This is a genomic window from Burkholderia sp. HAN2018 (assembly GCF_024704855.1).
Classification (GTDB): domain Bacteria; phylum Pseudomonadota; class Gammaproteobacteria; order Burkholderiales; family Burkholderiaceae; genus Burkholderia; species Burkholderia cepacia.
This window is the reverse complement of the sequence record NZ_QOBB01000230.1, coordinates 1-10,739: the sequence shown is the minus strand read 5'-3', so window position 1 is coordinate 10,739 and position 10,739 is coordinate 1. Positions and strand designations below refer to the sequence as shown.

Annotated in this window: 12 protein-coding genes and 1 pseudogene; 11 read left to right on the top strand and 2 right to left on the bottom strand. The window is 62.5% G+C overall.

Annotation, left to right across the window (positions count from 1 at the left end):
• From DPV74_RS34215 to DPV74_RS34180, 8 genes are all read left to right on the top strand, one after another.
• On the top strand, positions 1-258 hold a 258-nt coding region (locus tag DPV74_RS34215), incomplete at its 5' end, for a response regulator transcription factor (RefSeq protein ID WP_240440067.1).
• Positions 259-480: 222 nt separating this feature from the next.
• Positions 481-1,605, top strand: coding sequence for a porin (locus DPV74_RS34210; RefSeq protein WP_119338798.1), 1,125 nt, complete (start codon positions 481-483; stop codon positions 1,603-1,605).
• 201 nt (positions 1,606-1,806) lie between these two features.
• A complete protein-coding gene (locus DPV74_RS34205; RefSeq protein ID WP_060357965.1) occupies positions 1,807-2,511 on the top strand; it encodes a glutathione binding-like protein in 705 nt (234 codons plus the stop codon).
• Positions 2,512-3,185: 674 nt separating this feature from the next.
• A complete protein-coding gene (locus tag DPV74_RS34200) occupies positions 3,186-3,560 on the top strand; it encodes an immunity 22 family protein (protein WP_162923214.1) in 375 nt (124 codons plus the stop codon).
• A gap of 163 nt (positions 3,561-3,723) precedes the next feature.
• Complete coding sequence (locus tag DPV74_RS34195) at positions 3,724-4,635, top strand: LysR family transcriptional regulator (RefSeq protein WP_119338796.1); 912 nt, start codon at positions 3,724-3,726, stop codon at positions 4,633-4,635.
• Positions 4,636-4,793: 158 nt separating this feature from the next.
• Positions 4,794-5,351: a carboxymuconolactone decarboxylase family protein gene (locus DPV74_RS34190; protein WP_119338795.1), complete on the top strand. Its 558-nt coding sequence runs from the start codon at positions 4,794-4,796 to the stop codon at positions 5,349-5,351.
• A gap of 164 nt (positions 5,352-5,515) precedes the next feature.
• Positions 5,516-5,971, top strand: a complete 456-nt coding sequence (locus DPV74_RS34185) for a carboxymuconolactone decarboxylase family protein (RefSeq protein WP_257943102.1) — start codon at positions 5,516-5,518, stop codon at positions 5,969-5,971.
• Positions 5,972-6,112: 141 nt separating this feature from the next.
• Positions 6,113-6,784 carry a hypothetical protein gene (locus DPV74_RS34180; protein WP_119338794.1) on the top strand — a complete coding sequence of 224 codons (672 nt, stop codon included), beginning with the start codon at positions 6,113-6,115 and terminating at the stop codon, positions 6,782-6,784.
• A 122-nt stretch (positions 6,785-6,906) separates the two neighbouring features.
• On the opposite strand, the gene DPV74_RS34175 is transcribed toward DPV74_RS34180, so the two are convergent.
• Entirely contained in the window at positions 6,907-7,485 is a 579-nt protein-coding gene (locus DPV74_RS34175) for a TetR/AcrR family transcriptional regulator (protein WP_060084879.1), read from the bottom strand.
• 170 nt (positions 7,486-7,655) lie between these two features.
• Between DPV74_RS34175 and DPV74_RS34170 the strand changes: the two genes are divergently transcribed.
• Positions 7,656-9,095 carry an alpha/beta fold hydrolase gene (locus tag DPV74_RS34170; RefSeq protein WP_119338793.1) on the top strand — a complete coding sequence of 480 codons (1,440 nt, stop codon included), beginning with the start codon at positions 7,656-7,658 and terminating at the stop codon, positions 9,093-9,095.
• 161 nt (positions 9,096-9,256) lie between these two features.
• Positions 9,257-9,517, top strand: coding sequence for a hypothetical protein (locus DPV74_RS34165; RefSeq protein WP_205571963.1), 261 nt, complete (start codon positions 9,257-9,259; stop codon positions 9,515-9,517).
• A 105-nt stretch (positions 9,518-9,622) separates the two neighbouring features.
• On the opposite strand, the gene DPV74_RS34160 is transcribed toward DPV74_RS34165, so the two are convergent.
• Complete coding sequence (locus DPV74_RS34160; protein ID WP_027787402.1) at positions 9,623-10,138, bottom strand: MarR family winged helix-turn-helix transcriptional regulator; 516 nt, start codon at positions 10,136-10,138, stop codon at positions 9,623-9,625.
• 138 nt (positions 10,139-10,276) lie between these two features.
• Here DPV74_RS34160 and DPV74_RS34155 point away from each other — a divergent pair.
• Positions 10,277-10,739: pseudogene (locus DPV74_RS34155) on the top strand (CynX/NimT family MFS transporter); the annotation flags it as partial.

The following is a 10,739-nucleotide window of genomic DNA, read 5'->3' as shown; positions in this document are numbered from 1 at the left end:
CGTATCGTGCCGCCTGCCCCGCGCGGCGCGGCCAGCCCGCGCGCGGTGCCGAGCGTCGTGCTGACGCCGAAGGAGCGCGCGATTCTCGAGCTGCTCGCGCGCAACCTGTCGAACAAGGAGATCGCGGTGGCGCTCGCCGTCGGCGAGGAAACCGTGAAGTGGCACCTGAAGAACCTGTTCGGCAAGCTCGACGCCAGCTCGCGCAAGCATGCGGTGCGCCGCGCACTGGTGCTCGGCCTGCTCGAAAGCGCGCCGTAACGCCGGTTTCGCCGATCGGGCGGCGAAACCGCCCCCACCTCCCGCGATTCTCCGCAACCCTGCCCCCCGCGCATGGGGGGGAGCGGCCGCCCGCCGTTGCGTAGTCTTTCCGCATGGCTCGCGCGGGCGCCCCCTGTCACGTCTTCCCGCCCGCCTCGTTGCTTCCCCGCTTCACCCGGACGGGCTCGATCCCTTCCGGTCCAATACGATCCTGGAGACTTCATGAAGACGAAACTGGCCGCGCTCGCGGCGCTTGCCGGCTGTTCGGCGCTCGCGCACGCGCAATCCTCCGTCACGCTCTACGGCGTGATCGACACGGGCCTGCTGTACCAGAGCACGTCGGCGGCGTCGTTCAGCCCCACCGCGCCGAATACGGGCAAGGTGTTCCGCATGAAGGACGGCGGCATCTACTCGAGCTTCTGGGGCATCAAGGGCAGCGAGGACATCGGCGGCGGCTACAAGGTCAACTTCAAGCTGCAGGGTTCGTTCGACAGCGGCACCGGCAAGCTGCAGCTGAGCGATACGCCGGGCGCCGTCGCGATCTTCAACCAGGTCGCGTCGCTCGGCGTGTCGGGCCCGTTCGGCACCTTCACGGCCGGCCGCCAGATCGTGCCGATGATCTACGCGATGGCCGACACCGACGTGCGCAACGCGCAGTTCTTCGGCAGCGTGCTGACCGCGTGGCTCGGCCTGAACACGGCGGCCGGCTGGCCCGGGACGAGCACCAACGGCGCGATCGGCGCGCTGTACGACAGCAATGCGCTCGTCTATCAGTCGCCGGTGTTCGCAGGCGCGTCGATCGCGCTCGAATACGCGCCGGGCGGCGTGGCCGGGCAGTTCCAGGGCGGCACGCGCGAATCGGTCGTGCTCAAGTATGCGAACTACGGGCTGAACGCGTCGGCCGTCTACTACAACGGGCACGACACGAACCCGGCGCCGGGCGTCGCGCCGACCGGCGTCGACAACAACCGCTTCGTCTACGTCGGCGCGAAATACACGATCCGCGACTTCTCGGTGTCGGCGTCGTACGGCAACGGCCGGAATCCGTCGCATGCGGACAAGGTGAACCTCGACATGCTGTCGGCCGGCATCGGCTATCGCTTCACGCCTTTCCTTCAGGTGAGCTCGGCCGTGTATTACCTGAAGGATCGCAACGTCTCGGCGAACAAGTCGATGTCGGTCGTGCTCGCGGCCGACTACAGCCTGTCGAAGCGCACGACGGTCTATGCGCAGGTCGGCCACGTGAACAACCGCGGCACGATGGACCAGATGCTCGTGTACGGGCAGCCGGTCGCGCCGGGCGTCGGCACGACGGCCGCGATGGTCGGGCTGCGGCATAACTTTTGACGGCTGCGGGGCGTGTGGCGGACGTGTGGCGGCCATTGGTGACCCTCGGCGACCGCCGCGCGCAGCCGCCACCAGCATCGATCGCCGGGATCGGCTACAGTGGGCGTTTTCGGCGCGCGCCGTCCCGCCGCCGCGCCACCGGTCGTGGCGCGCGGCAGCAAGGACGGTGCGCAAGTCATTCACTTCGACGAGCGAACCTTCATGCCCGATCTGTCCGCCTTCCCGATCACGCAAAAGTGGCCGGCCCAGCATCCCGACCGTCTCCAGCTCTACTCGCTGCCGACGCCGAACGGCGTCAAGGTGTCGATCATGCTCGAGGAAACCGGCCTGCCGTACGAGCCGCACCTCGTGCGCTTCGACACGAACGACCAGTTCTCGCCCGCGTTCCTGTCGCTGAACCCGAACAACAAGATCCCGGCGATCATCGATCCGGACGGCCCCGACGGCAAGCCGCTGCCGCTGTTCGAATCGGGCGCGATCCTGATCTATCTCGCGGACAAGACGGGCCAGTTGATCCCGAAGGATCTCGCGGGCCGCTACGAGACGATCCAGTGGGTGATGTTCCAGATGGGCGGCATCGGGCCGATGTTCGGCCAGGTCGGCTTCTTCCACAAGTTCGCCGGCCGCGACTACGAGGACAAGCGCCCGCGCGACCGCTATGTCGACGAGTCGAAGCGCCTGCTCGGCGTGCTCGACGCGCATCTCGCGAACCGCCAGTGGGTGATGGGCGATGCCTACACGATCGCCGACATCGCGATCTTCCCGTGGGTGCGAAATCTTGTTGGTTTCTATGAAGCGGGCGATCTGGTCGGCTTCAGCGAATTCCGCAACGTCAAGCGGGTGCTCGATGCGTTTGTTGCGCGTCCGGCCGTTGCGCGTGGGCTCAATATTCCGGCGCGGGGCTGAGCGGCTGGGCGGGTCGCGCGTTGTGCGGCCCGCGTAGCTATGGACTTGAAACGCCCGCCGCATTGGGCAGCGGGCTTGCGAGGGGCATTGCGATTTTCCGGGGGATGCTGGGGAGACGGTTGGTGTTCGGTCAGAAGCTGTCGGTCGACGTGGGCGCCTACACGGATGACAATCGATCAGACTCACCTTGCACGCGACGTCCCCTACCAAGTTGAACAAGATCCGAGATGAAATCGCCCTCAATAGTCAAGCCACTTGAACACCCCTTGACGGCTTTCGCTTCGAACATCGATTCCGCGCGCGACGTCGCTGTCGCTGGACTACGATGGCCAACTCCATATTGGTGTGACCTCGCGATCGGTTGGTTGGGGCAAGGCCTGGCCGTTGACGACGAGATAGCCGGCATACTGCAAGAAATTTCCCAGAACCGCCGCTTTCCGCAGAGGCTACGGCATCGCGCGTTTGTGCAACACGTACGATTCACGAGGACAAGGCAAGCTGGATAGTCGGTAGATCCGCAGTGGGCCGAGTTTTTGGGGGGAGGCGCGGAAGCCCTGCTCCGCGCTGGCTGCAACGTAATGTCTACGTCGACAGTCGGCTTGAGGCAGCCGCTCAGTAGGTGAAGGAATGCAATTTTCTTTGCGCTCAAGGGGAGTCAACCAACGATGCATAGAATGGAAGCTTCTCATTTCTATCTTGGCCGGATAACTGACACCTCCCGATTTTCAATCTTTCTCGCAGAACACTACGGCGAGGATGAAAGTCGACCAGTTTCCGAGTTCTACGGCTCCCAGGGTGAGTTCTTCTGTGACCATGACTTCATGGAAACAGGGCTGCGACAGTCGGGTACTTCACTGGAAGAGTTCTTTGCACCTCACTCGTACTCGGACAAATGGTCGGAAGCGCTATGTGAAGCGGCGCGCGCCGCAAATTTGGGAGATGCGAACGCGCTGATTTTCATAAATTGCGAACAGATAAAATCGCCAAGGTCAGTGCAAGGCGAAGGATTCGAACTGGTCTACATCGGAATGTTCGAGTATCCAATTTGAGCGTCTCGAACTTGGTTTCGCCTGATGTGACGCCTAATGCTGGGTGACTGCTTTCGGCCAGAAGCAGCCATCCGCAGCATTCATTCGGCGCACTCCGAATGTTTCATCCAGAAAAATGATACTTTTGCATCCATGAATCATCTTTCATTGGGTGGAAGATTAAGTGGATCGACTGGAAGCAATGTCGATCGTGCTGCTCACGATCGAAAAAGGTAGCCTCACTGCGGCCGCGAAGGCTTTGAACATGCCGCTCCCGACCGTCAGCCGGAAGGTCACGGAACTCGAAGAGTACCTCGGCACGAAATTGCTGCATCGTTCAACGCGCAAGCTGACCTTGACCGATGCCGGCCAGGCTTACGTCGAGTCCGCCAAACGCATCTTGGAAGAGATCGAGGAAATCGAACGAGCTGCGGCCGGCGAGTACACCACTCCACGCGGAGAGCTGGTTCTCACCGCGCCGGTGCTGTTTGGCCACATGTACATCCTGCCCATTGTCACGGACTTCCTGGCTGCCTATCCCGAGATCAACGTCCGGTTGGTTCTCTCCGATCGGAACCTTCATCTCTATGATGACCACGTTGACATGGCCGTTCGCATCGGCACCTTGCCGGACAGCAACATGATTGCAACCCGTGTTGGCGCTATGGATACACTGGTGTGCGCTTCGCCGGACCTGCTAGCTGCGCACGGCAAACCCAAACACCCGACTGACCTGGAAAAGCTTCCGTGCGTTGTCTTCACTGGCCCTTCCACCGCAACATGGTGGTTTCGGGATCCGGCAACCAAACGTGATTTCAATGTCAACATCATTCCGCGCCTGTCCGTCACCACCGCTGAGGCTGCCGTACAGGCAGCGCTCCGTCGCACCGGTTTGACGAGGGTGTACCGCTACCACTGCGATGCCGCGCTCCGCACCGGGGAGCTTGTCCACGTCCTTCCGAAGTTCGATGTCGAGTCGGTTCCTGTCAGTCTCATCCACGGAGAGCGCGGGCTGTTGCCGCTCAAGATGAGGGTCTTCCTCGACTTCGCAACCGACCGGTTGCGCTCGGCGATGTCGGAGCTGGGTAAAGCCTGACAGGCGTTCGCTCTACCGAATGCGCCCCTTTCCCATTCCTCGGTACTTTCGTTGAATGGAAGGTCGGTTCTCGAAAATAGCCAATTATTGTTTTGGGCGGAAGTCCCTACTATCTCTCCTACCGAAGCCGCAGTGGCTCGGATCAACGGAGAAATCTCATGGCCCGCCTTGCAATCCCCTCGAAAGAAGCTGCTCCCGCCAAAGCGCAACCGATCCTCGCGAACTACGAAAAAGTTCTCGGCGTGATCCCGAACTTCTTCGCCCTGATCTCGCAATCCCCCGATGCACTGAAGGCGATCGCCGACATGCACGGCGCGCTCGGCAGGAGTCTCGGTCACAAGACCCGGGAACGCATCCACGTGATGACCGCCGAAGTGAACGGCTGCAACTACTGCCTGTCGGCGCACACCTATCTCGGCGCCAAGCTGCAGGGGCTGACGCCGGAAGACATGGAACTCAACCGCGACGGTCATTCGACCGATCCCAAGGCCGACGCCGCGCTGCAGTTCGCCTACAAGATCGCCACGTCGCGCGGTCACATCGAAGACGCGGATGTCGAAGCCGTGCGTGCTGCGGGTTACACCGAAGAGCAGATCGTTGACATCGTCGCCGAGACCGCGTTCAGCTTCATCACCAACCTCTTCAACAACACGTTCAAGACCGACATCGACGCGACGTTCCCGCCGCTTCAGACCCGGGCCCGTGAGGCCGCCTGAAGCCCGGGCGGACTGGGCGCCGTATGAAGTGTCCGGCTGCCTGGTCTCGATGGCTGGTTGCTCCGCTCTGACCATGCGCAATTCTCCATGCGCGCGTGGTCGGTCGGAACACGTCTATTGAAGCAATCACGTTGGATTGTCGCGCCTGACGGGCGCGGCGATTCGTGAAGGAACTGTCGATGTCCCGTTTGCACATCTCTACGCGAGACGATGCTCCAGTCGAGAGTAAGCCGATACTGGACGTTGTCTATCAGAAGCTGGGCGTCGTGCCGAATTTCTACCGTCTCATCGGCAGCAGCCCGGTCGCATTGGCAGCATTTGCGGCTTTTCAGGACGGCCTGTCCACCACGCTCGATTCCAGGAACCGTGAGCGCATTGCGTTGGCGGTTGCGCAAGTCAATGGATCGGACTACTGCCTGTCCGCGCATCGTTTTCTCGCCACCAACTTCGCAAAGCTATCCCCGGACGAAATTGAACTTAACCGCAGCGGTGGATCGAAGGATCCGAAGGCCGAAGCGGTCGTGAAATTCGCTGCGAGCGTAGCCAGACAGCGCGGTCATATCGACTTTCCCGTTGTGGCCGACCCGGCACATCGACCGCATGCGGCAGAGGTCCGATGAATCATGGACCATCCGCGCTTCGTAGATCCGCGTATAGCGAAGGGACGAGCAAGATCCATTTCAGACGCGACGTCTCAGTTCACGTTTCTCAGGGTATTTGATGGCGCGATAAAGCGGGTATCAAAGCAATGGCGACCCGGGATGAGCGGCAGGAAGGCATTCCGCTACATGGAACGTGTGCTGAAGCCAGAACTCGACAAGCACCTGGTCACGTTTCCGCTGATACGCCTTGGCGAAATGACCCTGTACTGCGGATTGTTCGAGCAACGTGGCGCCACTGGCGGGCTGGATTTCTTCTTCCTTGTCTGTTCGTCAGTTGCTCGGCCGGAAGACGGTTTGATGTACCGGATCGAGGTTAGCCAGCATGCGATGCAACGGATCATTCAGCGGACGGGCCGAACCGGCGAGGACGAGGTTCGCACACGCCTCTACACCGCCATGGCGAATATTTATTGGTTGCAGCCGTGGATCTACCGGGAGAAATGGTTGCAGTTGGGCCTCGCGTGCGAAGAAGGCGTATTTGTGGGTGAAGTGCGAGACGACTGCTACAGCATCAAGACGTTCATCCCGGCGACCGACAACGGCAGGCCGTCGCGATGGCGCGATTTACATGCCGACCTGTGGCCCCGGATCCAGCAACGCGTTCCCCGCGACAAGACGTACGAAGCGGATCAAAGCTCGATCGGCGACTGGTATTTTTTCGCGGATGGGCTGACGCGGCGTCATCCCTTTCTGCTGAAGCCTTATGTACCGGGACACGATTATCAAGATGCGGCATGGGCGAGTCGCCCGGTTGACTCTGGAAATATTTGAGGGGTAGCCGGAGCGTCACATGCCGCGCGCGGCAATGGACAGTTCAGTGCGTGCGATTCGCCTGCCGATACCCCATGTAGCCTCCAGAATCACCAGACGCCATCAGAAGGTGGCGATGAGACTTACTCCGGAGCGTGATCCTTGCCGTCCTTCGAAAGTTCGAGCAACGCGGCCATGGCCCGCTTATACGGCCCGAGATCGCTGTTTGCCGCCTGCAGGATGAGCGCCCCTTGCAGGCGAGCAACCCAGTCCTCCGCGAAATGCCGCGCCCGTGCCGGCGACATGCCGCTTTCACGCGCCAAAGCTTCGATGGCGTCGATCCAGTGCGAAAACGCCAGCAACAAACCCTGTTTCGCAACCGAGCCGATATTGGCCGTGGCGAGTTGACCGAGCACGCAGGGGGCGCGCCCACCGACGTACATCTGGTCCAGCGTGGCCACGATTTTGCGAATGCGGGCCTTTAGCGTGCCGGACGATCGCGCCGCGTTCAGGATTTCGCTGTCGATTATCGCTGTCGCGCGCTCCAACACAGCCTCGGCCATCTGCTCCTTTCCGTCGGGGAAGTGGTGATAGAGGCTCGACTTGCCGAGACCGGTTGCGCGCGACAGATCGGTGATCGACGCACCCTCGAAGCCGCGATCCCGGAACACCGTGAACAGCCGGTCAATGATTTCGTCCTTCGATGCCTGAGCAGTGGCCATAGATCTTTTCGCTTCCCCAAAAGTACTGATCGTTCGGTACAAGCGGAAGGGTAAGTTGCCTCGCTCGTTAAATCAACCCTTGACGTCCGTAATTTCCGGACGTACTGTACCGATCGTTCGGTACAGATAATTCAGACCGACGCCTCTTTCAGTGATTCAGGAGATTTTCGATGTCCATACTCGTGACGTATCAAACCACCTCCGTCGCCGATCGTCGTACCGGCTCGGCCCTCAATCTGTTCTACCGGGAAGCCGGTCAGAAGGACGCGCCCGCGGTGCTGCTGCTGCACGGTTTCCCGACTTCGAGCCACCAGTATCGCGGGCTGATCGAGCGTCTCGCCGACAAGTACCGGGTGATCGCGCCGGACCTGCCCGGTTTCGGCTTCTCCGACGCCCCGGAAGCGAATACGTTCGGCTACACCTTCGACCATCTCGCGGAAGTGATCGAGAGCTTTACCGACACGCTCGGCCTGACGCGCTATGCGCTGTACGTTTTCGATTACGGCGCGCCGGTGGGCTTCCGCCTGGCTGCGTCGCGCCCGGATCGCGTGTCCGCACTCGTCTCGCAGAATGGCAACGCGTACGAGGAAGGCCTGAGCGACGGCTGGAATCCGATGCGTGCTTACTGGCAGGACCCGTCCGATGCGAACCGTGAGCAACTGCGCGGTTTCCTGACGGCCGGCACCACGCAGTTCCAGTACCAGCATGGCGAGGCGGATACGTCACATATTGCGCCGGAGAGCTACACGCTCGACCAGCACTTCCTCGACCGCGCGGGTAACGACGATATCCAGCTCGACCTGTTCGGCGACTACAAGGCGAACGTCGCAGCCTATCCGCGCTTCCACGAATACTTCCGCACGCATCGTCCGCCGACGCTGGCTGTGTGGGGCAAGCACGATCCGTTTTTCCTACCTGCGGGAGCCGAGGCATTCAAGCGTGATATCCCCGATGCCGAGGTGCATTTCGTCGATGGCGGTCATTTCCCGCTCGAATCGCATCTGGACGAAGTGGCCGGCATCATTCGCGCGTTCTTCGCACGGACGCTGGACGTCGCACAAGGTCAGGCGCTGTTTGGCGCACTGGACGACGTGTCTGCGTCGGCGGAGGCGCAGCCGCTGTTCGATGCGATGCGCGGCGTATTCGGTTTCGTGCCGAATCTCGGCCACGCGCTTGCGGTCGAACCGCCGGTGCTATCGGCTTACCTGCAGTGGCTTCATTCTCTCGGTACCACGACCCTCGATGCGGTGGCGCAGCAGGTCGCAATGGCGGCCGCGAGCCGCGTGAATGCCGCGGACTATGGCGTGGCCGTCCACGCGACGCTGGCCGGCAGGCTCGGTGCCCCCGCCGACGTGGTCGACGCGTTGCGTACCGGCAGCGCGCTTGCCGATCCGAAGCTCGAAGCGGTGCGCCAGTTCGCGACAGCCATTGCATCGAAGCGCACGCAGGTATCGGATAGCGACGTGAACGCGCTGAAGGCGGCAGGCTTCGACCGCCGCGCGGCGGTGGCGATTGCGATGGCCGTAGCCGGCAAGACGCTCGTCAACACGGTCGCGCACCTGTCGAAGATCGAGATCGATGCAGGTTTCCTTCCGGACGCCGTTGCCTGACCTGCTGCGCCGGGGCGGCAGTCAATGGCCGCCCCGTAAACAGCATTGAGGATCGAGAGCATGTCGGGTAATCAGTTCAATCACGAAGTGAGCGATGTGGGTGCGCCGCTGGAAATACCGGTCGGAAGCGGTCGGCGCAACAATCCGTTGTCGCTTGCCTGGTGCTGATTGGTGTGAATCTGCGGCCGGGCATCGTGTCGATCGGGCCATTGCTGCCGTCGATCCCCGACGTGCTCATGGGGCTACTGGCATTGCCGACGCCGTCGCTCGCCCGCCGTTTCGGGCGCGATCGCGTTATCCTGGCGGCGCTGTTCGTACTGTTCGCGGCGACCTTGGGCAGGGCATTCGCGGGTTCCGTCACTCAGATTCTCTTGCTGACGGATCAAACTGTCGCCCGAGTAACCAATGAATGCCCACTTTAAGGCGCGTTGATCGTCCGCTTCGGGTCGCCAAGCGACATCCACGAAAATTCACGAAGAACCTTGTTTTTGCCCGCGGCGTGCATGTGCATGACGCATTCCGCGGCGCTACTTGCCTTCCGGCTCTCCCGGCGCCCCGCCCCCCAGCCCCGCCAGCAGTTTCTCCAACAGTCGCGACAACTGCGCCTGCTCATCATCCGACAGCACGGCCAGCAACGCGCGCTGGTTGTCGATGTGCGCGACGACCGCTTCGTCGATCAGCGCGCGGCCGGTATCCGTCAGCGCGACGAGCGTGCCGCGCCCGTCGGCCGGGTTCGGCCGGCGCTCGACCCAGCCGGCCTTCTGCAGCCGGTCGATGCGCGCGGTCATCCCGCCCGACGACATCATCAGCGCGTCGTACAGCGCCGTCGGCGTCAGCGCGAACGGCGCACCGCCGCGCCGCAGCGTCGCGAGCACGTCGAATTCGCCCGGCTGCATCCCGTAGCGCGCGAACAGCGGATTGAGACGGTCGCGCGCGATCACGAGCGCCGCTTCCTGCAGCCGCCCCATCACCACCATCGACGACGCGTCGAGATCCGGACGCTCGTTACGCCATTGCGCGAGCGCATGCGCGGCTCGATCCACCTGATCCATTAACCCTCCTCGGCCTGCCAGTTATCTTGACGTCGAGATAAATCAGCGTTTATCTTGACGTCGAGATACTTTACATGAAAATCGCGCGGCGCCCGTTCGGGGCCGCGCACCGATTTCGAGGGCCTTGCGATGAATCGCTTCACTTCCCCCGGATGGCGGCTCGCCGCCATCGTGCTCGTCGGGCTGAACCTGCGGCCGGCGCTCGCCGCGGTCGGCCCGCTGCTCGACATGATCCAGCGCGCGACCGGCATTGGCGACGGCGCGGCCAGCCTGCTGACGACGATCCCGATCCTGCTGATGGGGCTCGGCGCGCTGAGCGCGCGGCGCCTGCAGCGCGTGACCGGCATCGCGGGCGGCGTGTGGCTCGGCGTCGCGCTGATCGGGCTGGCCTGCGTGTCGCGCATCGGCGCGCAGCACGCGTGGCTGCTGCTCGCGAGCGCCTGCTGCGCGGGTGTCGGGATCGCGATGGTGCAGGCGCTGCTGCCCGGCTTCGTGAAGGCCCATTTCGCGACGCGGATCGGCGGTGCGATGGGCGTCTATTCGACGTCGATCATGGGCGGCGCCGTGCTCGCGAGCGTCGTCGCGCCGTTCG

Coding starts and splice junctions, on each gene's coding strand:
- DPV74_RS34175 (WP_060084879.1), bottom strand. CDS start 7,485: ATGGCCACTGCTCAGGCATCGAAGGACGAAATCATTGACCGGCTGTTC.
- DPV74_RS34205 (WP_060357965.1), top strand. CDS start 1,807: ATGCCCGATCTGTCCGCCTTCCCGATCACGCAAAAGTGGCCGGCCCAG.
- DPV74_RS34190 (WP_119338795.1), top strand. CDS start 4,794: ATGGCCCGCCTTGCAATCCCCTCGAAAGAAGCTGCTCCCGCCAAAGCG.
- DPV74_RS34210 (WP_119338798.1), top strand. CDS start 481: ATGAAGACGAAACTGGCCGCGCTCGCGGCGCTTGCCGGCTGTTCGGCG.
- DPV74_RS34170 (WP_119338793.1), top strand. CDS start 7,656: ATGTCCATACTCGTGACGTATCAAACCACCTCCGTCGCCGATCGTCGT.
- DPV74_RS34200 (WP_162923214.1), top strand. CDS start 3,186: ATGGAAGCTTCTCATTTCTATCTTGGCCGGATAACTGACACCTCCCGA.
- DPV74_RS34180 (WP_119338794.1), top strand. CDS start 6,113: ATGAGCGGCAGGAAGGCATTCCGCTACATGGAACGTGTGCTGAAGCCA.